At 64.6% G+C, this 22,489-nt stretch carries 27 protein-coding genes; 16 read left to right on the forward strand and 11 right to left on the reverse strand.

The features are described from left to right. Positions 1-4: 4 nt before the first annotated feature. Positions 5-1,075: a glycosyltransferase family 4 protein gene (locus tag ACIIOY_RS01755; protein WP_411032882.1), complete on the forward strand. Its 1,071-nt coding sequence runs from the start codon at positions 5-7 to the stop codon at positions 1,073-1,075. Here ACIIOY_RS01755 and ACIIOY_RS01760 read toward each other — a convergent pair. After that, the gene (locus ACIIOY_RS01760; RefSeq protein WP_411032883.1) at positions 1,072-1,539 is read right to left on the reverse strand and encodes an Lrp/AsnC family transcriptional regulator; all 468 of its coding nucleotides are present in this window, start codon (positions 1,537-1,539) and stop codon (positions 1,072-1,074) included. The genes ACIIOY_RS01755 and ACIIOY_RS01760 overlap by 4 nt on opposite strands. A gap of 253 nt (positions 1,540-1,792) precedes the next feature. Between ACIIOY_RS01760 and trxB the strand changes: the two genes are divergently transcribed. From trxB to ACIIOY_RS01785, 5 genes are all read left to right on the forward strand, one after another. Beyond that, on the forward strand, positions 1,793-2,782 hold the full coding sequence (gene trxB, locus ACIIOY_RS01765; protein WP_411032884.1) for a thioredoxin-disulfide reductase: 990 nt from the start codon (positions 1,793-1,795) through the stop codon (positions 2,780-2,782). A 112-nt stretch (positions 2,783-2,894) separates the two neighbouring features. Next, positions 2,895-3,791 carry a LysR family transcriptional regulator VtlR gene (locus ACIIOY_RS01770; RefSeq protein WP_411032885.1) on the forward strand — a complete coding sequence of 299 codons (897 nt, stop codon included), beginning with the start codon at positions 2,895-2,897 and terminating at the stop codon, positions 3,789-3,791. A gap of 498 nt (positions 3,792-4,289) precedes the next feature. Then, a complete protein-coding gene (locus ACIIOY_RS01775; protein ID WP_411032886.1) occupies positions 4,290-4,604 on the forward strand; it encodes an ArsR/SmtB family transcription factor in 315 nt (104 codons plus the stop codon). A gap of 26 nt (positions 4,605-4,630) precedes the next feature. Beyond that, positions 4,631-5,752 (forward strand): alkene reductase, encoded by a 1,122-nt coding sequence (locus ACIIOY_RS01780; RefSeq protein ID WP_411032887.1) that lies wholly within the window; start codon positions 4,631-4,633, stop codon positions 5,750-5,752. Positions 5,753-5,905: 153 nt separating this feature from the next. Continuing rightward, a complete protein-coding gene (locus ACIIOY_RS01785) occupies positions 5,906-7,000 on the forward strand; it encodes a calcium:cation antiporter (RefSeq protein ID WP_411032888.1) in 1,095 nt (364 codons plus the stop codon). A 29-nt stretch (positions 7,001-7,029) separates the two neighbouring features. Here the strand turns inward: ACIIOY_RS01785 and ACIIOY_RS01790 are convergent, their stop codons facing one another. Both ACIIOY_RS01790 and ACIIOY_RS01795 read right to left on the reverse strand, forming a co-directional pair. Further along, the gene (locus tag ACIIOY_RS01790) at positions 7,030-7,263 is read right to left on the reverse strand and encodes a hypothetical protein (protein WP_411032889.1); all 234 of its coding nucleotides are present in this window, start codon (positions 7,261-7,263) and stop codon (positions 7,030-7,032) included. A gap of 175 nt (positions 7,264-7,438) precedes the next feature. Further along, positions 7,439-8,641, reverse strand: a complete 1,203-nt coding sequence (locus tag ACIIOY_RS01795) for a pyridoxal phosphate-dependent aminotransferase (RefSeq protein ID WP_411032890.1) — start codon at positions 8,639-8,641, stop codon at positions 7,439-7,441. Positions 8,642-8,966: 325 nt separating this feature from the next. Here ACIIOY_RS01795 and ACIIOY_RS01800 point away from each other — a divergent pair, with 325 nt between their 5' ends. From ACIIOY_RS01800 to ACIIOY_RS01820, 5 genes are all read left to right on the forward strand, one after another. Continuing rightward, a complete protein-coding gene (locus ACIIOY_RS01800; protein WP_411032891.1) occupies positions 8,967-9,863 on the forward strand; it encodes an EAL domain-containing protein in 897 nt (298 codons plus the stop codon). Between the two features lie 177 nt (positions 9,864-10,040). Next, on the forward strand, positions 10,041-10,241 hold the full coding sequence (locus tag ACIIOY_RS01805; RefSeq protein ID WP_411032892.1) for a hypothetical protein: 201 nt from the start codon (positions 10,041-10,043) through the stop codon (positions 10,239-10,241). A 74-nt stretch (positions 10,242-10,315) separates the two neighbouring features. Beyond that, a complete protein-coding gene (locus ACIIOY_RS01810) occupies positions 10,316-11,485 on the forward strand; it encodes a PQQ-dependent sugar dehydrogenase (RefSeq protein WP_411032893.1) in 1,170 nt (389 codons plus the stop codon). A gap of 434 nt (positions 11,486-11,919) precedes the next feature. Continuing rightward, positions 11,920-12,135 carry a cold-shock protein gene (locus ACIIOY_RS01815; RefSeq protein WP_064330734.1) on the forward strand — a complete coding sequence of 72 codons (216 nt, stop codon included), beginning with the start codon at positions 11,920-11,922 and terminating at the stop codon, positions 12,133-12,135. A 134-nt stretch (positions 12,136-12,269) separates the two neighbouring features. After that, positions 12,270-12,695 carry a BA14K family protein gene (locus ACIIOY_RS01820; RefSeq protein WP_411032894.1) on the forward strand — a complete coding sequence of 142 codons (426 nt, stop codon included), beginning with the start codon at positions 12,270-12,272 and terminating at the stop codon, positions 12,693-12,695. 163 nt (positions 12,696-12,858) lie between these two features. Here the strand turns inward: ACIIOY_RS01820 and ACIIOY_RS01825 are convergent, their stop codons facing one another. The 3 genes from ACIIOY_RS01825 to ACIIOY_RS01835 all read right to left on the reverse strand — a co-directional run bounded on the left by ACIIOY_RS01825 (position 12,859) and on the right by ACIIOY_RS01835 (position 14,370). Further along, positions 12,859-13,500, reverse strand: a complete 642-nt coding sequence (locus ACIIOY_RS01825; protein WP_411033045.1) for an MBL fold metallo-hydrolase — start codon at positions 13,498-13,500, stop codon at positions 12,859-12,861. 76 nt (positions 13,501-13,576) lie between these two features. Next, entirely contained in the window at positions 13,577-13,738 is a 162-nt protein-coding gene (locus tag ACIIOY_RS01830) for a hypothetical protein (RefSeq protein ID WP_411032895.1), read from the reverse strand. A gap of 131 nt (positions 13,739-13,869) precedes the next feature. After that, a complete protein-coding gene (locus ACIIOY_RS01835; RefSeq protein WP_411032896.1) occupies positions 13,870-14,370 on the reverse strand; it encodes an Lrp/AsnC family transcriptional regulator in 501 nt (166 codons plus the stop codon). Between the two features lie 89 nt (positions 14,371-14,459). On the opposite strand from ACIIOY_RS01835, the gene hppD reads away from it, so the two are divergent. Both hppD and ACIIOY_RS01845 read left to right on the forward strand, forming a co-directional pair. Then, entirely contained in the window at positions 14,460-15,563 is a 1,104-nt protein-coding gene (gene hppD, locus ACIIOY_RS01840; RefSeq protein WP_411032897.1) for a 4-hydroxyphenylpyruvate dioxygenase, read from the forward strand. Positions 15,564-15,811: 248 nt separating this feature from the next. After that, positions 15,812-16,081 (forward strand): hypothetical protein, encoded by a 270-nt coding sequence (locus ACIIOY_RS01845; protein ID WP_411032898.1) that lies wholly within the window; start codon positions 15,812-15,814, stop codon positions 16,079-16,081. Between the two features lie 74 nt (positions 16,082-16,155). Here the strand turns inward: ACIIOY_RS01845 and ACIIOY_RS01850 are convergent, their stop codons facing one another. Further along, entirely contained in the window at positions 16,156-17,043 is an 888-nt protein-coding gene (locus ACIIOY_RS01850; RefSeq protein WP_411032899.1) for a branched-chain amino acid aminotransferase, read from the reverse strand. Positions 17,044-17,313: 270 nt separating this feature from the next. Here ACIIOY_RS01850 and ACIIOY_RS01855 point away from each other — a divergent pair, with 270 nt between their 5' ends. Genes ACIIOY_RS01855 through ACIIOY_RS01865 form a run of 3 tightly spaced genes read left to right on the forward strand, consistent with a single transcriptional unit; the run spans position 17,314 to position 19,936 of the window. Then, entirely contained in the window at positions 17,314-17,790 is a 477-nt protein-coding gene (locus ACIIOY_RS01855; RefSeq protein ID WP_411033046.1) for a MarR family winged helix-turn-helix transcriptional regulator, read from the forward strand. 24 nt (positions 17,791-17,814) lie between these two features. Continuing rightward, a complete protein-coding gene (locus ACIIOY_RS01860; RefSeq protein WP_411032900.1) occupies positions 17,815-18,522 on the forward strand; it encodes a response regulator in 708 nt (235 codons plus the stop codon). A 31-nt stretch (positions 18,523-18,553) separates the two neighbouring features. Then, the gene (locus ACIIOY_RS01865) at positions 18,554-19,936 is read left to right on the forward strand and encodes an ATP-binding protein (RefSeq protein WP_411032901.1); all 1,383 of its coding nucleotides are present in this window, start codon (positions 18,554-18,556) and stop codon (positions 19,934-19,936) included. 9 nt (positions 19,937-19,945) lie between these two features. On the opposite strand, the gene ACIIOY_RS01870 is transcribed toward ACIIOY_RS01865, so the two are convergent. The 4 genes from ACIIOY_RS01870 to ACIIOY_RS01885 all read right to left on the reverse strand — a co-directional run bounded on the left by ACIIOY_RS01870 (position 19,946) and on the right by ACIIOY_RS01885 (position 22,277). Then, positions 19,946-20,287 carry a tRNA-binding protein gene (locus ACIIOY_RS01870; RefSeq protein WP_411032902.1) on the reverse strand — a complete coding sequence of 114 codons (342 nt, stop codon included), beginning with the start codon at positions 20,285-20,287 and terminating at the stop codon, positions 19,946-19,948. Between the two features lie 19 nt (positions 20,288-20,306). After that, positions 20,307-21,125, reverse strand: coding sequence for a pyrroline-5-carboxylate reductase (gene proC, locus ACIIOY_RS01875; RefSeq protein ID WP_411032903.1), 819 nt, complete (start codon positions 21,123-21,125; stop codon positions 20,307-20,309). Positions 21,126-21,127: 2 nt separating this feature from the next. Continuing rightward, a complete protein-coding gene (locus ACIIOY_RS01880; protein ID WP_411032904.1) occupies positions 21,128-21,628 on the reverse strand; it encodes a type III secretion system chaperone family protein in 501 nt (166 codons plus the stop codon). A 391-nt stretch (positions 21,629-22,019) separates the two neighbouring features. After that, on the reverse strand, positions 22,020-22,277 hold the full coding sequence (locus ACIIOY_RS01885; RefSeq protein ID WP_411032905.1) for an accessory factor UbiK family protein: 258 nt from the start codon (positions 22,275-22,277) through the stop codon (positions 22,020-22,022). Between the last annotated feature and the right edge of the window lie 212 nt (positions 22,278-22,489).

A 22,489-nucleotide genomic window follows, 5' to 3' on the forward strand; every position in this document is an offset into this window, starting at 1 on the left:
CCAGATGCCATTCGTAGAGGACATGCGGGACGTCGAGGTCATCGCGCCGAACTTCAAGCGGCGGCTGTCCGGCGTTACATCCACGATCATCCAGCTCGTCCCCGTCCAGAACAGGCTCGGCCAGAAGGTTGCAACCCTGGGGCCGGGCCTGCCCGGAGATCTGCCGGCAATGCGCTGGCGCGACCTTCCCGCCCTCTGGAAGGCACCGGGCCGGCGGCCTCTTCGCATCTGGCATGCGCGCCGCAACATCGAGATGCTGCCCGGCATCCTTCTGCGCGACGTGCTGCGCATGAAGCTGAAGCTGGTCTTCACGTCCGCCTCCCAGCGAAGGCACAGTGCCTGGACGCGCCTCCTGGTTTCAAGGATGGATGCCGTGGTCGCGACCAGCAGGAAGACCGCCTCCTACCTCGGCGTGCCGAACACCGTCGTCATGCACGGCATCGATGTCGAGCGTTTCTCGCCTCCCGCGGACAAGGCGGCGGCAAAAGCGGCGTGCGGCCTCAATTCCGGCCAGAAGTTCGCCGGCTGCTTCGGCCGCGTGCGCCACCAGAAGGGCACCGATCTCTTCGTCGATGCGATGATCGCCTTGCTGCCGTCGAGGCCCGGCTGGTCCGCGATCGTCGCGGGGCGGACCACCCCGCAGCACGCCGCCTTCGAGGCCGGGCTCAGGCAGAGGGTACGCAACGCCGGCCTGGCGGACAGGATCCTCTTCGTCGGCGAACATGCCGACATCAACCGCTGGTACCGCGCGCTCGACCTGTTCGTCGCGCCGCAGCGATGGGAAGGGTTCGGCCTCACGCCGCTCGAAGCCATGGCAAGCGGGGTACCGGTCGTCGCAACCGATGTCGGCGCCTTCAGCGAGCAGATCGTCGGCGGCGCCGGGGAGACGGGGATTCTTGTCGGACCGGACGACCTGCCGGCAATGGTGGAGGCGGCGGCCGCCTTCCTTGACGACGATGGCCGCCGGGAGGCGGCAGGACACCGCGGGCGCAGCCACGTCACGGCCAATTTCGCGATCGAGAACGAGGCCCGGCAGCTGGGCCTCGTCTATGCTCAGGCAATAGGCGGCGACTAGAGCTCGACCAGCCCGACCTTCTTGACCTGGCGGATGGTCAGCATGGTGCGCACCGTGTCGACCTGCGCATTGGCGGTCAGTTCCTCGATGACGAAATCCTGGAAGCGGGTGAGGTTCTCGGCAACGCAATGCAGCAGGAAGTCGCTGTCGCCCGAGACCATCCAGGCCTGGCGCACCATCGGCCATTCGCCCGTCGCGGCGGCAAAGGCCTTGAGGTTCGCCTCCGACTGGTGCTTGAGGCCGACCATGCAGAAGGCCACGAGATCGTAGCCGAGCGCCGGCGCGTTCAAGATCGCCGTATAGCCCTCGATGATGCCCGCTTCCTCCAGCTTGCGCACGCGGCGCAGACAGGGCGGCGCGGAGATGCCCGCGCGTGCGGCAAGCTCCACATTGGTCATCCGGCCATCGGCCTGAAGCTCCTTCAGGATGCGGATGTCGATGGCGTCGAGTTCGGCACGAAACATGGGGGCTTTTGAGACCTTTCAGGATGGCGACCGGAAGTAACCCGAATCGCCACGCAAGCGCAACATTGTTACTGCAATAGGCACAAATATGTCACGCGCGTTCGCTTGCCTGTTGGCAAAGGGCCGCGCGCACTTGAAACTCCCCGCACTCCCCTCATAAATGAGCAACGAACAGAGACACGCTGGCCCGTGCCCTGCGCGAGACCGCGCGGCGGGCCGATGATTGGGGTCGAAAACCCCGGAAGGAACGACCATGTCCGGCCCATCCGTCAACAGCAGGCACGTCAAGGTGCTGATCATCGGGTCCGGCCCGGCCGGCTACACCGCGGCCATCTATACCGCCCGCGCCATGCTGGAGCCCGTGCTGATCGCCGGCATGGAACAGGGCGGCCAGCTGATGATCACCACGGACGTGGAGAACTATCCCGGCTATGCCGACCCGGTGCAGGGCCCGTGGATGATGGAGCAGATGCTCAAGCAGGCCCAGCATGTCGGCGCCGAGATCGTCAACGACCTCGTGACGAACGTCGACCTCGACGTGCGGCCCTTCCGCATCTCCACCGACAGCGGGACGGAGTGGACCGCCGACGCGCTGATCATCGCCACCGGCGCCAAGGCGAAGTGGCTCGGCATCGACACCGAGCAGAAGTTCATGGGCTTCGGCGTTTCGGCCTGCGCCACCTGCGACGGCTTCTTCTACCGGGGCAAGGACGTGATCGTCGTGGGCGGTGGCAACTCGGCCGTCGAGGAAGCCCTCTACCTTTCCAACCTCGCCAGGAGCGTGACGGTCGTGCACCGCCGCGACGCGTTCCGCGCCGAGAGGATCCTGCAGGAGCGGCTGTTCGCCAGGGAGAACGTCAGGATCGTCTGGGATCACGAGGTCGTCGAATATCTCGGCGCCGAGGCCAAGCCCCCGATGCCGGCCTCCGTCAACGGCGTGAAGCTGCGCAACGTAAGGACCGGCGAGACGCGCGACATGGCGACGGACGGCGTGTTCGTGGCGATCGGCCATGCGCCGGCTGTCGAGCTCTTCAAGGGCAAGCTGCGCCAGAAGCCGAACGGCTACCTGTGGACCGCCCCCGATTCGACGGCGACGGACGTGCCGGGCGTTTTTGCCGCAGGCGACGTCACCGACGACATCTATCGCCAGGCGGTCACGGCCGCCGGCATGGGCTGCATGGCGGCGCTGGAAACCGAAAAATACCTTGCAGGTCATATGCCTGTCGCAATTGCGGCCGAGTAGAAGCCGCCAACGAAGGGAGGCGGTCTCGTCCGACCTGCCGAGTGGGAACAGTCGAATCAGCGACCGGGCGGGAGGCACGCGCTCCCCGCCTTACAGACATATGGGGGATAGAATGCCGCTCGATTGGGACAAGCTGCGGATTTTCCACGCCGCGGCCGAGGCCGGCTCGTTCACGCACGCCGCAGACAAGCTGCACCTTTCTCAATCGGCCATCAGCCGCCAGGTGAGCGCGCTGGAGCAGGATGTCGGCATAAAGCTCTTCCACCGCCATGCGCGCGGCCTCATCCTCACCGAGCAGGGCGAGATCCTCTATCGCACCGCGCACGACGTGCTGATGAAGCTCGAAAGCGTGCGCGTGCAGCTGACGGAGAACACCGAGAAGCCGAGCGGCAAGCTGCGCATCACCACGACCGTCGGCCTCGGCCAGGGCTGGCTGACGGACAAGGTGCAGGAGTTCCTCGCCCTTTATCCCGACATGCAGGTGCAGCTCATCCTCGACAACGAGGAGCTGGACGTGAACATGCGCCACGCCGACTGCGCCATTCGCCTGCGCGAGCCGCAGCAGTCCGACCTCATCCAGCGCCGCCTGTTCACCGTGCACATGCACATCTACGCCGCGCCCTCCTACATCAACCGCTACGGCGAGCCGCAGTCGATCGACGACCTCGACAACCACAAGATCATCACCTTCGGCGAGCCTGCGCCGAGCTACCTGCTCGACGTCAACTGGCTGGAGGTCGCCGGCCGCGATTCGGACAATCCCCGCCCCTCCGTGCTGCAGATCAACAGCCAGACCTCGATCAAGCGCGCCTGCCTGCTCGGAATCGGCATCGCGATGCTGCCGGACTATATTGTCGGCCGCGATCCGGGACTTATCCAGCTGCCCGTGAGCGCCGACATTCCCTCGTTCGACACCTATTTCTGCTATCCGAGCGAGATGAAGAACTCCGCCAAGCTCAAGGTTTTCAGGGACTTCATCGTCGCCAAGGCGCGCAACTGGAACTTCTGACAGGGGCTTTCCGGCAAGGCCTGCGCCTCACGCATGGCTGGCATGCACATTAAATGATTGATGTATGCCCAAAAAACCATCATATCGCGCACAGCTGATGCACTTTGGTGGCTTTTTCCTCCCAGTGCCACCGCAGCAGCTGTTCCCCTCTGGAGGTTTTATTACCTTCAAAACTATAAAGGGCCCAAGTTGATCTTGCGGCCCTCTTTTTTTGCCTTTCATTAACCAAGACAGAAATTTCAAAGTTCCCGCAAAACTTGGCACGCGTTTCTCTTGCAGAAATGCCTTCCCTCCCCCATATCTAGGACAGCCGACGCACTTGCGGTCTTTCTCCTCCCAGTGCCGCGCGTTGGCTGTTCCCCTCTGGAGGTTTTTGAACCTTCTGACTTTGCAGGGCCCAAGCTTCGCTTGTGGCCCTCTTTTTTTGCCGACTCCCTTGTATCGGAAAATGGCGAACCCAATATCGGTAAAGATCGATATAGACATCGCCGGAACACGATGGACCGAATGACCGCGCTCGACACCGACGAAATCCTCAAGGCCCTCGCCCATCCGAAGCGGCTGGAGATTCTCGCCTGGCTGAAGGAGCCGGAACAGTATTTCGCCGGCCAGGAGCATCCGCTGGAATTCGGCGTCTGCGCCGGCCAGATCGAAAAGCGCTGCGACCTCTCGCAGTCCACGGTTTCCTCCCATCTCGCCACCTTGCAGCGCGCCGGGCTCGTGACGACGCGCAAGGTCGGCCAGTGGGTGTTCTTCAAACGCGACGAAGACAAGATCGCGGCCTTTCTCCACCACATCAACCGCGTCCTCTAGGCGCCCTCCCAGAAAAAGGACTTTTCATGACCTCGCTCTTCGACCCCATCAAGATCGGCGACATCCAGCTTGCCAACCGCATCGTCATGGCGCCGCTGACGCGCAACCGTTCGCCGGGCGCCGTGCCGAACACGCTGAACGCCGCCTATTACGAGCAGCGCGCCAGCGCCGGCCTGCTGATCACCGAGGCCACCGCCATCACCCAGCAGGGCCAGGGTTACGCCGACGTGCCGGGCCTCTATACGCCGGAAGCGCTTGCCGGCTGGAAGCAGGTCACGGACGCCGTCCACAAGGCCGGCGGCAAGATCGTGGTGCAGATGTGGCACGTCGGCCGCATCTCGCACGAATCGCTCCAGCCCGGCGGCGCAAAGCCGGTCGCTCCCTCGGCGATCCGCGCCAAGTCGAAGACCTATCTCATCGACCCCGAAGGCACCGGCAGCTTCGCCGAGACGTCCGAACCCCGCGCGCTGGAGAAGGATGAGCTTCCCGGCATCGTGGAAGACTATCGCCGCGCCGCCCGCGCCGCCATCGATGCCGGCTTCGACGGCGTCGAGGTCCACGCGGCAAACGGCTACCTGATCGACCAGTTCCTGCGCTCCGGCAGCAACCACCGCACCGACGAATACGGCGGCTCGATCGAGAACCGTGCCCGCTTCCTGTTCGAGGTGGTCGACGCCGTCACGAAGGAGATCGGCGCCGGCCGCACCGCGATCCGCATCTCGCCGGTGACGCCCGCGAACGACGCCTCCGATCCCGATCCCCAGCCGCTGTTCACCTACATCGTCGAGGGGCTCGCCAGGTACGATCTGGCCTACATCCACGTCATCGAGGGCGCCACGGGCGGCGCGCGCGATCACCGGCAGGGCGACAAGCCGTTCGATTACGCGGCGCTGCGTGCGGCCTACCATGCCGCCGGCGGCAAGGCGGCCTGGATGGTCAACAACGGCTACGACCGGGCGCTCGCCATCGACGCGGTGGAAAGCGGAAAGGCCGACCTCGTCGCCTTCGGCAAGCTCTTCATCGCCAACCCGGACCTCGTGGAGCGGCTGAAGAACGACACGGTGCTGAACACGCCGGACAAGGACACGTTCTACGGCGGCGGCGCCAGGGGCTATACGGACTATCCGGTGCTGGAAAACGTCGCCTGACGCTCCGCATGCCGGGAGGCCGCGCAATCCGGCGCCCGGCTGCCCAGGGGAGCGTGAGGAACGCCCGCGGTTTCCTCCGCCGCGGGCGTTTCCTTTTTGCATGGCTCGGCTACATCTACCTTCAGCGCCGTCATCGAGGAGCCCGCCCGCCCCATGCTCACCAGCCTGCTGAAGGAACGTTTCCTGTTCGTCGGCCTCGCCGCCGCGGTCATCGCCTATGCGACGGAGCACAGCCTGCTGGAAATGGGGCGCCTTCCGGTGCTCGTGGCGGCCTTTGCACTCGTCGCCGCGATCATCCTCGTTTCCACGCGCATCGCCCATCATGCGGAAATCCTCGCCTCCAAGGTCGGCGACCCCTATGGCACGATGATCCTGACGCTCTCGGCCGTGCTGGTGGAGGTCGTCGTGCTGGCGATCATGATGCAGGGCGAGACGTCGCCGACGCTGGTGCGCGACACGATCTACGCGGCCGTGATGCTGGACATCAACGGCATCCTCGGCCTTGCGGCCCTGCTCGGCGGCATCCGCCACGGCGAGCAGCCCTACAACGACGATTCGGGCAAGACCTACGGCGTGATGATCCTGACGGCCATGGGCATCTCCATGGTCGTGCCGGAATTCGTGCCGCGCGAAAGCTGGCACCTCTACTCCGCCTTCACCATCGGCGCGATGATGGCGCTCTACGCCCTGTTCCTGCGCATGCAGGTCGGCGCGCACAGCTATTTCTTCAGCTACGCCTATCCGCGCGCCGAGCGGAAGGACGGTCTGCCGAGCAAGGCGCCGGACGAAAACGAGCCGGCGACGTTCTCGATCATCGTCATCGTCGTCGGCGTCGTGCTGATCGGCGCGCTTGCCGAAGTCATGTCGGTGATGCTGTCCACCGGCCTCAAGGGCACCGGCGCCCCGCCGGCGCTGATGGCCGTGGTCGTTGCCGCGATCTCCGCCGCGCCGGAAATCCTGACGGCGCTGCGCGCCGCGCTTGCCAACCGCATGCAGTCCGTCGTCAACATCGCGATGGGCGCCTCGCTCTCGACGGTCATCCTCACGGTGCCCGTCATGGAGGCGATCGCGCTCTACACCGGCCAGCCCTTCGTCATGGCGATGTCGCCCACGCAGACCGTCATGGTGGCGATCACGCTCATCGCCGCGGCCATCAACCTCAACGACGGCGAGACGAACGCCATCGAGGGCATGACGCATTTCATCCTCTTCGCCACCTTCATCATGCTGACGATGATCGGGCTTTAGAAAATCGCCGCAGTTCCAGGCGTCCCCTTTTAACGGCGCATGCCGCCGACGTGGTATTCGCCGGGATCGTTGCGCGTCAGGCGGTACTTCTCCGGATTGTTGAAGAAGTAGTCCCAGGCCGTCATCATCGCCGGGCGCTCGCTGACGACGATCCTGCCGCGCGGCGCCTCTTCGCTTCCGTCGCCATAATTGTCGGCGGCAAAGGCAGAAGCCGTAGCGGCGAGCGCCAGCAGGGCGGCGAGGGAGAGGGACGTGGCTTTCATCATGCTGCTCCGGTGTTTCCGTATCGCTTCATTATATCGGCAACGAAGGCGAAAATTTCACCGAGCGGACGAGAAAAAACGCGAGGCCGACCATGACGGGAAGGTTTGGCGGCTTCGTCGGCGGTCGGAACCCGCCGTTTCCGGCGGGTTTCTCATTTGCAAAGGAGGAGACGGCTCACGTGCAGGCGGCGCAGAAGCGCTGGATGCGCTTGCAAGCTTCTTCCAGCTGCGCCTCCGAGGTCGCATAGGAGATGCGGAAGTTCGGGCCGAGGCCGAAGGCCGAGCCGTGCACGACGGCGACGCCTTCGGCTTCCAGCAGTTCCGACACGAAGTCCTCGTCCGTCTCTATGACCTTGCCCGACGGCGCCGTCTTGCCGATCAGCCCCTTGCAGGACGGATAGACGTAGAAGGCCCCCTCCGGCGAGGGGCACTCGATCCCCTTGGCCTGGTTGAGCATGGAGACGACGAGGTCGCGGCGGCCCTCGAAGATCTTCTTGTTTTCCGGAATGAAGTCCTGCGTGCCGTTCAGCGCCTCGACGGCGGCCCACTGGGCGACCGAGCAGGCGCCCGACGTCTGCTGGCCCTGGATCATGTCCATGGCCTTGATGAGGGAGAGCGGACCGGCCGCATAGCCGATACGCCAGCCGGTCATCGCATAGGCCTTGGAGACGCCGTTCATCGTCAGCGTGCGGTCGTAGAGGCCGGGCTCGACCTCGACCGGGGTCGCGAACTTGAAGTCGCCGTAGGTCAGGTGCTCGTACATGTCGTCGGTCAGCACCCAGACATGCGGATGGCGCATCAGGACGTCCGTCAGCGCCTTCAGCTCGTCGTGGCTGTAGGCCGCGCCCGACGGGTTGGACGGCGAGTTGAAGATGAACCACTTGGTCTTCGGCGTGATGGCCTTCTCAAGGTCCTCGGCCTTCAGCTTGAACTTGTTTTCCTGGGTCGTCGCCACGAAGACCGGCGTGCCTCCGCACAGCGACACCATTTCCGGGTAGGAGACCCAATAGGGCGTCGGGATGACAACCTCGTCGCCCGCATTCAGCGTCGCCATGAAGGCGTTGAAGAGGATCTGCTTCCCGCCCGTGCCGACGATGGTCTGCGCGGCGGTGTAGTCGAGGTTGTTCTCGCGCTTGAACTTCCTGGCGATCGCCTCGCGCAGTTCCGGGATGCCGGAAACCGGCGTGTACTTCGTCTCGCCGCGGTTGATGGCTTCGATCGCCGCCTGCTTGATGTTGTCCGGCGTGTCGAAATCCGGCTCGCCCGCGCCGAGCCCAATGACGTCGCGGCCTTTCGCTTTCAGCTCGCGCGCTTTCTGGGAAACGGCGATGGTGGCGGAGGGCTTCACACGGGAAAGGGCGTCGGCAAGAAAGGCCATGATGGAGATGTCCTCATCGGGTTCAAAGACGGCTTGGCGCCATGGACCCGGAGCGCCGGGCTCCATAGCGGTTAGGTCTATGTCGAATGTGGGCCGGTCTTGCAAGCGCGAAGGGCGAAAAAAGCGGGAAATGCGGGCCCGCGCGCAAATTTTCATGAACGCCATTAACGACGCGAATGGATTGCCGTCTCGCCCCGGCCCTTCCACACGAAATGGTTGAAACGACAAGGAACAGCAAAAAGTTTTACGCGAAGGATTAAGCCGGCGTTAACGGGTGCCTCCTATGCTTGCACCGTCGACATCGTTCCAGCGGATGGTGCGCTGCATGAGCGAAAAAAGCATCTTCTCCAACCTCGTTCGCCAGCCGGACGGCGCCTTCAGCGCCGTCTACGGCTCTTACCTCCTGCAATCCGCGCTCCAGCCGATCTTTTGCGAACGAACCGACGGCCAGTTGCAGATCGCCGCCTTCAAGGGCCTGATCCGGGCCAGCACGGGCGGCATGCCCTGCTCGCCGGCGGAATTCTTCCAGGGCGTGCCCGCGGACGAACGCGCGGCGGTGGACGGTCTTTGCCGCAGCCTGCACATCCTCAACACCGGTGCGCTCGGCCGCCGCCATGCCGCCCTCGTCGTCAATTTCCACACCGGCCTCTACATGACGGCGCAGGCGATGCGCCAGGAGGTCGAGCGGCTGCGGCTTGCGGCCCACGAGGCGGGCCTGCCGCCCGAAGCGATCGCCTGCGAGATCCGCGAGCATCCCCTCGATGATCCCGACGCGCTGGCGCGGTTCGCCGCAAAATTGCATGACAGCGGCTTTTCCATCGCCATCGACGACTATACCGGCGAGGACCGCGACCTCGAACGCCTGCAGCGCCTGAAACCGCAATTCGTGACCTTCGATCCCGCCTGGCTGCGCGGCTTTGCGGAGAACTCCGCGGGCCTTGCCTTGCTGCGCGTGGTGGTCGGCCAGTTCGCCCGCAAGGGCATCCGCGCCGTCGTCGCGGGCATCGAGGAGCCGGACATGATCGCCCTCTGCCGCGAGATGGGCGGTCCGCTGATGCAGGGCTACCTGCTGGCCCGTCCCGAACTCGCCCCGACGAGCTTCAACCTCGCCTTTCCGGAACTGCCGGACGAGCCCGCGCCGGCGCCGCCGGAGGCTTCCCCGGCGACCGCCGAGACCCGTGTCGTGCGCCCCCTACGCCACTTCGGCAGACGCGGCGTCTAGAACGGCGCAAATGCCCGGTCTATTCGCCGGAATATGCTGAAAATCCGGCTTTTTTACCATGCCATCTTTTTGCCGCAATAAATGTCGGGCCTTGCCGCAATTCGGTCCTTGTCGCGCCGATTTCGGCAGGCCTTTTCGTACCCACAGCGCGGAAAAAGCGGAGAAAAGGGGACGACGATGTTTCTGGATGAAGACAAGACCGACGGCACGCCGAAGGCACGGGAATCCCGGGCCATGTTCCTGATCGCCATGACGGCCCTCGCCGGCTGCGTGGCCATGGTCGTCAGCCTGGTCTCGCCCCCCGCCGTCGCGATCGACACGATCAAGACCTCGGGCATCGAGAAGAGCGCCTCGCAGTTCGAACCCACGCAAAAGTGACTTCCGCCCGCCGGCATCGCCCTTGAAAGCCGCCGTGTTCCGGGCCAGTTAACGGCAAAGGGCGGGAGATGGCGATGCGAAGGGACACCGGCGGCTTGAAGGACATTCTGAACGGCGCGGCTGCCGCAGTCTTCCTCGCCCTGACGTTTTCTCCCGTATTCTCCGCCGCGGAAGTGCGCGAGTTCCCCAGCAAGAAGGCCGCGCTCGCCGTCGAGACGCTGGCAAGCGGCCTGAAGCAGCCGTGGTCGGTCGAAGTCCTGCCGGACGGCGGCTATCTCGTTTCGGAAAAGGGCGGCACGCTCCGCATCGTGCGCAACGGCAAGGTCTCCGCGCCCATCAGCGGCGTGCCGGAGGTCGCGACGAACGGCCAGGGCGGCTTGCTCGACATCGCGCTCGCCCCCGATTTCGCCCGCAGCCGCACGCTCTACCTCACCTATAGCGCCCGCGGCGACGGCGGTGCCGGCACGGCCGTCGCCAGGGCAAGGCTCTCGGACGACGGCACCAGGCTTCAGGACACGGCCCGCATCTTCCTGATGAACCGCCTCACCCCGCGCGGCCAGCATTTCGGCTCGCGCATCGCGATCGCCGGCGACGGCAGCCTGTTCTTCGGCATCGGCGACCGCGGGCAAGGCTCCCGCTCCCAGGATCCGCGCGACCACGCCGGCGCGATCCTGCACATCAACCCGGATGGCAGCCCGCACGCCGACAACCCCTTCCTCGGAACGTCCGAGGGCCTTGCGGAAATCTGGTCGAAGGGCCACCGGAATCCGCAGGGGCTCGCCATCGACCCCAAGGACGGCACGCTGCTCTCCGCCGAGCACGGCGCGCGCGGCGGCGACGAGATCAACAATCCGCAGCCCGGCCGCAACTACGGCTGGCCGCTCGTCTCCTACGGCCGGCACTATTCGGGCGCGGAATTCGACCTCGGCTCTTCCGCCGAGGGCTACGAGCCGCCGCTCTACTATTGGGATCCGTCCATCGCGCCCGGCGCGATCGCCGTCTATCGCGGCGCGATGTTCCCGGAATGGGAGGGCGACCTGATCGTCGCCGCGTTGAAATACCAGCTCGTCGCCCGCCTCGAGCGCGACGAAAGCGGCGCGATCGTCTCGGAGGAACGGCTGTTCGACGGCGAGTTCGGCCGCATCCGCGACGTTATCGTCGCCCCCGACGGCGCGCTGCTCCTGCTGACGGACGACACGGACGGCGCGCTGCTGCGGGTCTTCCGTTCCACCGCGACGGACTGACGCCGCTGGCGGCCAAGGCTGCGCGCTGCCGCCGGCCTTTTCTTCGGCGCCGCAATATAAATCATACTAGAACCGTAAAAACCCCGTGGAAATTGCGGGATTTTTTGGCAATCGCCCGGAATTTGACCAAAGTGAGGCGCCTTGGACGCGTACCAAAACTTTTGCTTGCCAATTTAACGCAAACGCATCACTCTTGCGCCGTTCGGGCAATTTGCGAACACGGGAAGACCTTGAATAAAAGCGCGCCGGAGACGCGAAACAATTCCGGGCAGCCAACATCTGGATGGTCCTTGTGACCCTGTGGTTGGCTGGCTGCGGTGAAAACAGGACCCTTTCCTCAACCTCGAGAACTGCCTGCCTAACGCCCCTCGGGGCAAAACTGTTATGCTGCCCGCCGCCAAATCCATACGGGCAGAGAGAAAAGGACCTGACGCATGGCCGAAACTGGCACTGTAAAATTCTTCAACACCGAGAAGGGCTTCGGCTTCATCAAGCCCGACAACGGTGGTGCGGATATCTTCGTACACATTTCTGCTGTGCAGGCCTCGGGCCTGAACGGCCTTTCCGAAAACCAGAAGGTAAGCTTCGACACGGAACCCGATCGCCGCGGCAAAGGGCCGAAGGCGGTCAACCTGCAGATCGCCGGCTGATCCGGCTCTCTCAGGACTTTCAGTTGAAGCCCGGCAGAGATGCCGGGTTTTTTCATTCAGCCTCCATTCAGCCTCAGTCTTCTAGTTTGTTCCCGTGATCGACCGGCATGGGCCGGATCCAAAGGAACGACGTCATGAACAAAGTCATCAAGACACTCGTGCTGTCCGTTGCCGTCGCCGCGACGACGCTCACCGCAACCGCGGGCCTCGCCGAGGCGCGCGATCGCGACGGCTACTGGCGCGGAGACGGTTACCGCCATCATCGCCGCCACCGCGGCGACCGCGATGCCCTCATTGGCGGCGCGCTGGGGCTTGCGACCGGCATGATCATCGGCGGCGCCATCGCCTCGCAGCCGCGTTATGACGAGCGCCGCGTCTATGTGGAGCCGGAATACTATCCGGAGCCCGAACGGCGCGTGATCTATCGCCCGGCGCCGAGCTATGAGCCCTGGACGCAGTCCTGGTACGAATACTGCTCGCGGCGCTACCGCTCGTTCAACCCGGATACCGGCACCTTCGTCGGTTATGACGGCCGCGAGCACTTCTGCGTCGCCGGCTGACACCGGAAGCATCGAAACGAGAAGGGCGCCGTGCGGCGCCCTCACCTCCGGCAAAGTCCGCCCAACCTCTCCTTCGTCATGGCCGGCCCTCGGGCCAAGCCCGAGGATGACGGAGGGCTTAGGGCAAGGCCTGTCAACAGGCTGAGAGTACCCTTCTCCTCTCCTAAAGCCCGCGCAGGAACGGGTTGGTGCGCCGTTCCTCGCCGATCTTTCCGCCCGGCCCATGGCCGCAGAGGAAGCCGACCTCGTCTCCCAGCGGGAACACCTTGTCGCGGATCGAATCCAGAAGCTGCTGGTGGTTGCCGCCCGGCAGGTCGGTGCGCCCGATCGAGCCCTGGAAAAGCACGTCGCCGAGATGGGCGAAGCCCTGCTTGCGGTTGAAGTAGATCACGTGGCCGGGCGCATGGCCCGGCGTATGGTAGACCTCGAACTCGTGATCGCCGAAGGAGACCGTATCGCCGTCCTCCAGCCAGCGGTCCGGCACCACGTTCGCCACCTTCATCGGCACGCCGAACATCGAGGCCTGCGCCTCCAGCCGCTGGAGCAGCGAAAGATCGTCCTTGTGCGGACCGATGACGTCGATGCCGAGCGCGTCCTTCAGTTCCTTCGCGCCGCCCGCATGGTCGATATGGCCGTGCGTCAGCCAGATCGCCTGCAAGGCGATGCCGCTTTTTCTGGCCGTCTCAAGGATAACCTCGACGTCGCCGCCCGGATCGACGGCCACGCCTTCCTTCGTCTCGGTGTCGAAGATGATGGTGCAGTTCTGCTGGAAGGGAGTGACGGGAATGATGCCCGCCTGAAGCATGCCCATGAGGTCCTCGCTCGATTGCCGCGTGTCGAACCCGTATAGCCGCAAGCGCGCGCGAAGACCAAGCGAGAACTCAGCGCAGGCTCGCCATCTCCTGGGCGGGGCCGGTGGCGAGCGTCGGCGAGACGGTGGAGAAGAGAAGCGCGACGACCGCGATATTGATGGCGGCATAGAGATAGACCACCGGGCGGAGGCGGTCGGCGACCGGGTTCTGCTTCTTCGGATCGGCTTGCATTGTCCTGTTCCCTCTGGCTTCGGCCGCGTTCGGCCCCACATTGCTGGATCGCTTCTACAACGACGCGGGAATCCGGCCAGTTCCACAGGGAACAGGCAAGGCGAGCGGCTGTTGCTTCAAGGCAACAGTGGTCAGAGCGGCAGGGCCGTGGTTTCCTTCAGCGTATCGAGCACGATGGCCGTCTTCACATGCGAAACGGATTCGTGCGGCAGAAGCACGTCGTTGACGAAGGCGGAAAGCGCCTTCAGGTTCGGCACCACGACCTTGATGATGTAATCCATCTCCCCCGTCAGCGAATAGGCCTCCAGCACCTCCGGCAGGTTGGAGATCAACCGCGCGAAGCGCACGGCATTGTCGCGGTTGTGGGTCGAGAGCGTCACGGTGACGACGATGACGATGCCGAGATCGAGCTTCTCCCGGTCGAGCTCCGCCCGGTAGGCCCGGATGATGCCCTCCTCCTCCAGCCTGATGCGCCGGCGCGAACATTGCGAGGGCGAGAGATTGATGCGCTCCGACAGCTCGTTGTTCGTCAGGCGCGCGTCCTCCTGCAGATGCGTCAGCAGCTTGCGGTCGAACTCATCCAGTTGCACGATCTGCCCTCCATTTCCCTTCTCCATGCACGAACATGGCATGGAATTGCCAAAGCGCAAGCACTATGCACGCACATTGCATGGAAATCGCGTCATACTTCCCTCCACATCAATTTCGAGGAGGACGAACGATGGGCCCATTTCCGCATGACGCGCCGCCGGCCGAGATCACGGCCGACAACCCGGCGGGCACGGACGGCTTCGAGTTCGTCGAGTTCGCCCATCCCGAGCCGGAAAAGCTGGAAGACCTCTTCGCCCGCATGGGCTACAGCAAGGTCGCCACGCATCGCACCAAGGCGATTTCCGTCTGGCGCCAGGGCGACATCAACTACGTCGTCAACGCCGAGCCCGGCTCGCATGCCATGAAGTTCACGGAGCTGCACGGCCCCTGCGCCGCCTCCATGGCCTGGCGCGTGGTCGATGCAAAACACGCCTTCGAGCATGCCGTCTCCAAGGGCGCCACGCCCTACGAGGGCGACGACAAGGCGCTCGACGTGCCGGCCATCGTGGGCATCGGCGGCTCCCTGCTCTATTTCGTCGAGACGTACGGCGCCAAGGGCTCGGCCTATGACGCCGAGTTCGAGTGGACGGGCGAGCGCGATCCGAAGCCCGAAGGTGTCGGCTTCTACTATCTCGACCACCTGACCCACAACGTCTATCGCGGCAACATGGACAAGTGGTGGGATTTCTACCGCGAGCTCTTCGGCTTCAAGCAGATCCACTTCTTCGACATCGACGGCCGCATCACCGGCCTCGTCTCGCGCGCCATCACCTCGCCCTGCGGCAAGATCCGCATTCCGCTCAACGAATCGAAGGACGAGACGAGCCAGATCGTCGAGTACCTGAAGAAGTACAAGGGCGAAGGCATCCAGCACATCGCCGTCGGCACGGACGCGATCTACGACGCGACCGACAGGCTGGCCGAAAACGGCGTGAAGTTCATGCCCGGCCCGCCGGACACCTATTACGACCGCTCCTATGTGCGCGTCGTCGGCCACGAGGAGCCGGTCGAGCGCATGAAGAAGCACGGCATCCTGATCGACGGCGAAGGCGTCGTCGACGGCGGCATGACGAAGATCCTGCTCCAGATCTTCTCGAAGACCGTGATCGGCCCGATCTTCTTCGAATTCATCCAGCGCAAGGGCGACGAGGGTTTCGGCGAGGGCAATTTCCGCGCGCTCTTCGAATCGATCGAGGAGGACCAGATCCGCCGGGGCGTCATCGCAGCAGAATAACAACCGCGGCAACCAAGCCACTGCGGGGAAGGAAGAGGCGGCCGCCGAGCGGCCGCCTCTTTGCTTTTGCAAGACTCCGGTGCACGAGCCACTCGGACAAATTGACAGATCCCAAAATTGTCCGCACGTTGCGGGTGCCGAATTTTTCGGCAGCGGGCGCGCGGGCTCCAGACCGCGCCCCGGCAACGAGGCAGGCATCCGGCCCGGACCACTCTCTGCTTCCGGGCGGACCTTTCGGAGGGGAAGTCATGGAAGCATTGGTGCCCATCATCACGCAGCTCGTCGCCGGCGCCGTCGGCGGCAATGTCGCGGGCGCCGCCCTCAAACAGGCGGCCGTGAGCGCGATCGTGCGGACCGTCGTCGGCGCCATCGGCGGCGTCGGGGGCGGTCTCCTCCTGCAACTGGTGGGCGGCGAAGCGGGCCTCACCGGCCTGGTTGCCGACGGCATCGGCGGCCTCGTCGGCGGCGGCGTGCTGACCGCCATCGTCGGTGCGGTGCTCGGCAAGAAGGCAGCCTGACGGCTGCATCGGAAAGGCGGCCCGAAAGGGCCGCCTATTCACCGGAAAGCTATCGGGAGGGCTATGCCCGCCGCTTATTCCGCGGCGGCGGCAACCGGATAGACTTCCTTCATGTAGTCGTTCATCAGCGTTTCCGAGATCGTGCCCGGCGTGAAGCGGTACGGCCCGATTTCCGAGACCGGCGTGACCTCCGCGGCCGAGCCCGTCAGGAAGCATTCGGAGAAGCCGGAGAGCTCTTCCGGCATGATCGCCCGCTCGACCACCTGATAGCCGCGGCGCTTGGCAAGGTCGATGACCGTGCGGCGCGTGATGCCGTCGAGGAAGCAGTCGGGCAGCGGGGTGTGGATGACGCCGTCCTTGACGAAGAAGACGTTGGCGCCGGTCGCCTCGGCCACCTGGCCGCGATAATCGAGCATCAGCGCATCCGCATAGCCCTTGGCCTCGGCGGCGTGCTTGGAGATCGTGCAGATCATGTAGAGGCCGGCGGCCTTGGACTTCGACGGCGCGGTGCGCGGATCGGGGCGGCGGTACTCGGCGATGTCGAGGCGGATGCCCTTCAGCTTTTCGGCCGGATTGAAATAGCTGCCCCACTGCCAGATGGCGATGGCGACGTTGATGCGGTTGTTCTGCGCCGAGACGCCCATCATCTCCGAGCCGCGCCAGGCGATCGGACGCACATAGGCCTCGGAGAAGCCCTGCCGCTTCAGGAGCTCGATGCTGGCCGCATCCAGTTCCTCGACGGTGTAGGGAATCTTGAAGCCGAGGATATCGGCGGAGGCATGCAGGCGCTCGTTATGCTCGGTGAGCTTGAAGATGCGGCCGCCATAGGCGCGCTCGCCCTCGAAGACGGCGCTTGCATAGTGCAGGCCATGCGTCAGCACGTGGATCTTCGCGTCCTTCCAGTCGACGAACTCGCCGTTGAACCAGATTTGTCCGTCCAGTTGGTCAAAGGGAACAGCCATGGTGTCATCCTCCGGCGCTCTCACGCCATTCTTTCAAGTTGATTGTTTTGCCCGTTACGGTCTAACCAGAAACAGGCAGGATTACCTGATCTGGATGGTAATCCGGATTGGGGATCGGAGAAACACCGGATATTCTTCGGCGCCCGGGTACCGCAATTTGCGCGGGACCCTAACAAGAGCGGCAAAATATGTCAACAAAGCTGACATATCTTGCTATAAATTACGCAGGGACGGCAAGGCATGAAAGGAAATGACAACGTGGCCCGACAGATGCCGGAGAAGGTCGGCGTGAGCGAGCTGCACGAGGACGCCATGACGGGCGACGGGCACATCGATTTCGAGATCATCGAGGGCCTGTTCTTCGCCTATCGCGACTTCATTTCCGATCCGGACGCCATCCTGGAGAAGAGCGGTTTCGGCCGTGCCCACCACCGGGTCGTCCATTTCGTCAACCGCGAGCCGGGCATGACGGTCGCTGACCTCCTCGACACGCTGAAGATCACCAAGCAGAGCCTGGCGCGCGTCTTGAAGCAGCTCATCGATTCCGGCTATATCCAGCAGGTGGCGGGGCCCGAGGACCGCCGCCAGCGCAAGCTCTACCCGACGCGGGCCGGACGGAAGCTCGCGCTCGCGCTCGCCGAGCCGCAATCCCGCCGCATCGCCCGTGCATTCGAGGAGATGAACGCGGGCGACCGCCGGGTGGTGATCCAGTTCCTCACCGGCATGCAGAACGCCAAGGGCGAATGACAGATTGACAAGGAGGTGAAGACGATGACCGCTGCCGGCGCGCCCTCCGACGACGCATCCCATCTTCTCGTCGTCGATGACGACACCCGTATCCGCGATCTCCTGAACCGCTACCTGGTGGAGCAGGGGTTCCGCGTCACCGTGGCGGGAGATGCCGACGAGGCCAGGCGCAAGCTGCGCGGCCTGGATTTCGACCTCATCATCATGGACGTGATGATGCCGGGCGAAAGCGGGCTGTCGCTGACGAAGAGCCTGCGCGAGATCCGCCCCGTGCCGATCCTGATGCTGACGGCGCTCGCCGAATCCCAGGCACGCATCGAAGGCCTGGAGGCGGGCGCCGACGACTACCTGCCCAAGCCCTTCGAGCCGCGCGAACTGGTGCTGCGCATCAACAACATCCTCAAGCGCAATGCGGCGCCCGCCACGCCGAAGATCGAGCAGGTCATGTTCGGCCCCTATACCTTCTCCATCGTGCGCAAGGAGCTGAAGCGCGGCAGCGACCCGATCCGCCTCACCGACCGCGAGCAGGAGATCATGCTGCTCTTCTCGCTGCGCGCCGGCGAGACCATCCCCCGCCACGAGCTGATCGGCGAGGAGACGGAGGTCGGCGAGCGCACCATCGACGTGCAGATCAATCGCCTGCGCCGCAAGATCGAGGACGACCCGTCCAATCCCGTCTGGCTGCAGACGGTGCGCGGCATCGGCTACCGGCTGAGCGTCGAGCAGGGCTGACCGTGGATCGCCCGGCGGAAAGCGCGGTCCGATGAGCACGTTCGAAACCCTTCGGCGGGACATCGAGCGCGCGCCGCTTGCCGGTTGGCGGCGCTTTGCCCGCTGGCTGCGCCGCCAGATGCCGACGGGCCTCTACGCGCGCTCGCTGCTCATCATCATCATCCCGATGGTGCTTCTCCAGGCCGTCGTCGCCTTCGTCTTCATGGAGCGCCATTGGCAGCTGGTGACCCAGCGCCTCTCCATGGCCGTCACCCGCGACATCGCCGCCATCATCGATCTCATAGAGACCTATCCGCAGGACGAGAACTATTCCGAGATCATCCGCATCGCCCGCGAGCGGCTGGAGCTCATCGTCTCGATCGAGCCCGGCACGGAGCTGCCGCCGCCGCGCAGCAAGCCGTTCTTCAACATCCTCGACGAGATCCTGAGCGAGGAGATCGTCCGCCAGATCCGCCGGCCGTTCTGGATCGACACGGTCGGCGAAAGCAGCCTCGTCGAAGTCCGCATTCTGCTCGACGACAAGGTGCTGCGCGTCTACGCCCGGCGCAACCAGGCCTATGCTTCGAACACCCATATCTTCCTGCTCTGGATGATCGGCGCGTCCCTCGTCCTCATCGCCATCTCCATCCTCTTCCTGCGCGGCCAGATCCGCCCGATCCTGGCGCTGGCGCAGGCCGCCGAGAGCTTCGGCAAGGGCCAGAAGATGCCGGAGAACTTCGCGCCCCGCGGCGCGGACGAGGTGCGCCGCGCCGGCCTTGCCTTCATCCTGATGCGCGAGCGCATCGAACGGCAGATGGAGCAGCGCACCGCCATGCTCACCGGCGTCAGCCACGACCTGCGCACCATCCTCACCCGCTTCAAGCTCCAGCTCGCGCTCGCCGGCGACAATCCCGACCTGCAGGGTCTCAACAAGGACGTCGAGGACATGCAGAGCATGCTCGAAGGCTACCTTTCTTTCGCGCGCGGGGATGCCGAGGAGGATGTCGGCAAGCTGCGGCTCTCCAACCTGCTGGACAGGTTCGCCATGGAAGCCGAATTGCACAACCGCGCCTTCACCAGCGAAATCGACGGCGACGACGAGGTGATGGTGCGGCCGAACGCCTTCAGCCGGCTCGTCGGCAACCTCGTCTCGAACGCGTTCCGCTATGCCAGGACCGTGCACGTGGAGGCACGCCACCGCGCCAAATGGCTGACGATCACCGTCGACGACGACGGCCCCGGCATTCCGGAACGCGCGCGCGAGGATGTCTTCAAGCCCTTCTTCCGCCTGGACGAGGCGCGCAACCTCGATGCCTCCGGCACCGGCCTCGGCCTTGCCATCGCGCTCGACATCGCCCGCAGCCATGGCGGCAACGTCACGCTTTCGGATAGCCCCATGGGCGGGCTGAGGGCGACGATCCGCGTTCCGGCGTGACGGTCAGGTTCAGCACATCTTCTTGCCGTTCGGCACCGGCTGGCCGACACCGGCAAGGACGATCGCCCCGTTCTCGTCCTCGAAACCGAGCGTGAGAACTTCCGAGCGCACCGGCCCGATCTGGCGCGGCGGGAAATTGACGACGGCGAGCACCTGGCGGCCGACGAGCTCTTCCAGCGTATAGTGCACGGTGATCTGCGCCGACGACTTCTTCGTGCCGATCTCGGGGCCGAAATCGATCGTGAGCTTGTAGGCCGGCTTGCGCGCTTCGGGGAACGGCAGCGCCTCCACGATGGTGCCGACGCGAATGTCGACCCGTTCGAAATCGGCGTAGGTGATGGTCTCTGTCATGAAGGTGTCCTTGGAGGGCTTAGCCCGCCAGTTCCTCGGCGCGCTTGCGGGCAGCGGCGATCGCCTTGTCGAAGAGCGGCTGCATGCCGTCCTCGGCCATGAGGACGGAAAGGGCGGCCGCCGTGGTGCCGCCCGGCGAGGTGACGTTCTGGCGCAGGCGGCTGGCGTCGTCGGGGGACTGGTGAAGCAGTTCACCAGCCCCCGCGACGGTTTCCCGTGCGAGCCGCATGGCGAGATCCGCCGGCAGGCCCGCCTTGCGTCCTGCCTCCGCCATACACTCGACGAGATAGAAGACATAAGCCGGGCCGCTGCCCGAGAGCGCCGTAACGGCGTCGATGTCCGCCTCGCTCGCGACCCATTCGACCGGGCCGCTCACCTTGAGCAGGGAATGCACGAAATCGCGCTGCGCTTGCGAAACGCGCGCATTGGCGAAAGCGCCCGTCACGCCGCGGCCGATCATGGCGGGCGTGTTCGGCATGGCACGCACCGTGGCGGCCTCGCCGAGATGGCTTTCGAGATTGGCGACCGTCTTGCCGGCGGCGACCGAAACCACCACCGTATCCGGGCCGACGAGACCCTTCAGCGGCGGCAGCACCTGATCGACGACCTGCGGCTTGACCGCGATGAAGATGACACCGGCCTTCACGCCTTCGGGCGCAGCGGTCTCGTGGCGCGCGCCGTTATCGGAGATGAGCTTGGCCATGGCGGGCGACGGACCGGGATCGATGACGATCACCGACGATCCGGAAATGCCGCTCCTCAGCCAGCCGGACAGCATGGCGCCGCCCATGTTTCCGGCGCCGACGAGAACGATGGGGCCGGAGCCTGCAACCGCCATGCTTAAGCTTCCCCGACCGTTTCGAACAAGACCGCGTCCACCGCGGACTGGGCGTCCATGCCGGACCAGACGACGAACTGGAAGGCCTGGAAATACGCCTCGCAGGCTTCGAGCGCGCTGGAGAGCAGCACCTCGACCTGCCTGTTCGTGGGCTCGGCGCCGCCGGCGAGCAGGAGCGACTGGCGGAAGATCACGACATCCTCGCGGCGCCAGAGATCGAAGTGCCCCATGAGCACCTGGCCGTTGACATGCGAGAGCAGGCACATGACCTCGTTGACGCGGCTCTCCGGCACCTTGATGTCGAAGGCGCAGGCAAGGTGCAGGGCCTCGAACTCTTCCATCCAGGAGAAGGAGACGTGGTAGTCCGTCCACTTGCCTTCCACGGTCATCGCGATCTCGTCTTCGCCGGACCGCTCGAACGTCCAGTCATTGTTGGCCGCGACGAACTCGATCATGTCGACCGGGTTGGACTGACGTCCGATATCCAATTCCATAAGGCTCATGCATCACCTTCAAGGCCGGCAGGCATGCATCATCGCGCTCACACACACGACGCGGCAAACCGAACTCCGGATACAACACTGAATGATTGCTCGGCACTAAGCGCAATCTGGACGACTTACCCTGCCCGAAGCTTGCGCTGCCCGTTTCGAATCATCATTTAAAATCAGTGTATAATGGCGGAGTCACGACGCCAGCCCCCGCCCGGCCATTTTCTCCGTCCGGTTGTGGACAGAGGTTGTCAAAAAGATTCAGGTCGGACGCTTAAGAGATTCTGCGAAAAGGGCTTTTCGCAAGTGTCCACAGGGGTGAAAATTTTATTAAAAAAAATGGTTGGCGCGACGTGAATCACGCCAGCCGAGTCCCGGCGGATGAAACCCGTGCCGGAACGGCTCAGCTTCCCGCGTTGAGACGGGCTTCCAGAGCCTCGATCCGCTTCAGCAGCGCGTCGTTTTCGTCCCGCGCCCTGATCGCCATTTCGCGCACCGCCTCGAACTCCTCGCGCTTGACGAGGTCCATGCCGTTGATGAAGCGCTCGGCCTGGGCGCGGAACATGGTCTCGGCCTCCTTGCGCACGCCCTGGGCGGCGCCGGCGGCATCGGTCATCAGCTTGGCGAAGTCGTCGAGAATGCGGTTCGCACCGGTGGTCATGGTCTGCCCTCCTCGGGTGTCGATGGTCCTGGCGGGCAGCCACCGCCCGCGTCCTGGACCTGAGGTAGGGTCTCGCGCTGCCGCTTGCAAGCGGATTCCGGTGGATCGCCGCCCGTTCGGACCGTCCGACGGCCCGCGATCACGATTTACCGCCTTGACCCTGCCGTAAGGCGCCGCCATCTTCCGCGCGAAAACCGGAAGACCTGAACCTT

The organism is Shinella agrisoli (assembly GCF_046557955.1).
Taxonomy (GTDB): Bacteria; Pseudomonadota; Alphaproteobacteria; order Rhizobiales; family Rhizobiaceae; genus Shinella.

Bases quoted from the DNA above. Each gene is read 5' to 3' on its own strand.
- ACIIOY_RS01755 (WP_411032882.1), top strand. From the start codon at position 5: ATGCCATTCGTAGAGGACATGCGGGACGTCGAGGTCATCGCGCCGAAC.
- ACIIOY_RS01760 (WP_411032883.1), bottom strand. From the start codon at position 1,539: ATGTTTCGTGCCGAACTCGACGCCATCGACATCCGCATCCTGAAGGAG.
- trxB (WP_411032884.1), top strand. From the start codon at position 1,793: ATGTCCGGCCCATCCGTCAACAGCAGGCACGTCAAGGTGCTGATCATC.
- ACIIOY_RS01770 (WP_411032885.1), top strand. From the start codon at position 2,895: ATGCCGCTCGATTGGGACAAGCTGCGGATTTTCCACGCCGCGGCCGAG.
- ACIIOY_RS01775 (WP_411032886.1), top strand. From the start codon at position 4,290: ATGGACCGAATGACCGCGCTCGACACCGACGAAATCCTCAAGGCCCTC.
- ACIIOY_RS01780 (WP_411032887.1), top strand. From the start codon at position 4,631: ATGACCTCGCTCTTCGACCCCATCAAGATCGGCGACATCCAGCTTGCC.
- ACIIOY_RS01785 (WP_411032888.1), top strand. From the start codon at position 5,906: ATGCTCACCAGCCTGCTGAAGGAACGTTTCCTGTTCGTCGGCCTCGCC.
- ACIIOY_RS01790 (WP_411032889.1), bottom strand. From the start codon at position 7,263: ATGAAAGCCACGTCCCTCTCCCTCGCCGCCCTGCTGGCGCTCGCCGCT.
- ACIIOY_RS01795 (WP_411032890.1), bottom strand. From the start codon at position 8,641: ATGGCCTTTCTTGCCGACGCCCTTTCCCGTGTGAAGCCCTCCGCCACC.
- ACIIOY_RS01800 (WP_411032891.1), top strand. From the start codon at position 8,967: ATGAGCGAAAAAAGCATCTTCTCCAACCTCGTTCGCCAGCCGGACGGC.
- ACIIOY_RS01805 (WP_411032892.1), top strand. From the start codon at position 10,041: ATGTTTCTGGATGAAGACAAGACCGACGGCACGCCGAAGGCACGGGAA.
- ACIIOY_RS01810 (WP_411032893.1), top strand. From the start codon at position 10,316: ATGCGAAGGGACACCGGCGGCTTGAAGGACATTCTGAACGGCGCGGCT.
- ACIIOY_RS01815 (WP_064330734.1), top strand. From the start codon at position 11,920: ATGGCCGAAACTGGCACTGTAAAATTCTTCAACACCGAGAAGGGCTTC.
- ACIIOY_RS01820 (WP_411032894.1), top strand. From the start codon at position 12,270: ATGAACAAAGTCATCAAGACACTCGTGCTGTCCGTTGCCGTCGCCGCG.
- ACIIOY_RS01825 (WP_411033045.1), bottom strand. From the start codon at position 13,500: ATGCTTCAGGCGGGCATCATTCCCGTCACTCCCTTCCAGCAGAACTGC.
- ACIIOY_RS01830 (WP_411032895.1), bottom strand. From the start codon at position 13,738: ATGCAAGCCGATCCGAAGAAGCAGAACCCGGTCGCCGACCGCCTCCGC.
- ACIIOY_RS01835 (WP_411032896.1), bottom strand. From the start codon at position 14,370: ATGCCATGTTCGTGCATGGAGAAGGGAAATGGAGGGCAGATCGTGCAA.
- hppD (WP_411032897.1), top strand. From the start codon at position 14,460: ATGGGCCCATTTCCGCATGACGCGCCGCCGGCCGAGATCACGGCCGAC.
- ACIIOY_RS01845 (WP_411032898.1), top strand. From the start codon at position 15,812: ATGGAAGCATTGGTGCCCATCATCACGCAGCTCGTCGCCGGCGCCGTC.
- ACIIOY_RS01850 (WP_411032899.1), bottom strand. From the start codon at position 17,043: ATGGCTGTTCCCTTTGACCAACTGGACGGACAAATCTGGTTCAACGGC.
- ACIIOY_RS01855 (WP_411033046.1), top strand. From the start codon at position 17,314: ATGCCGGAGAAGGTCGGCGTGAGCGAGCTGCACGAGGACGCCATGACG.
- ACIIOY_RS01860 (WP_411032900.1), top strand. From the start codon at position 17,815: ATGACCGCTGCCGGCGCGCCCTCCGACGACGCATCCCATCTTCTCGTC.
- ACIIOY_RS01865 (WP_411032901.1), top strand. From the start codon at position 18,554: ATGAGCACGTTCGAAACCCTTCGGCGGGACATCGAGCGCGCGCCGCTT.
- ACIIOY_RS01870 (WP_411032902.1), bottom strand. From the start codon at position 20,287: ATGACAGAGACCATCACCTACGCCGATTTCGAACGGGTCGACATTCGC.
- proC (WP_411032903.1), bottom strand. From the start codon at position 21,125: ATGGCGGTTGCAGGCTCCGGCCCCATCGTTCTCGTCGGCGCCGGAAAC.
- ACIIOY_RS01880 (WP_411032904.1), bottom strand. From the start codon at position 21,628: ATGAGCCTTATGGAATTGGATATCGGACGTCAGTCCAACCCGGTCGAC.
- ACIIOY_RS01885 (WP_411032905.1), bottom strand. From the start codon at position 22,277: ATGACCACCGGTGCGAACCGCATTCTCGACGACTTCGCCAAGCTGATG.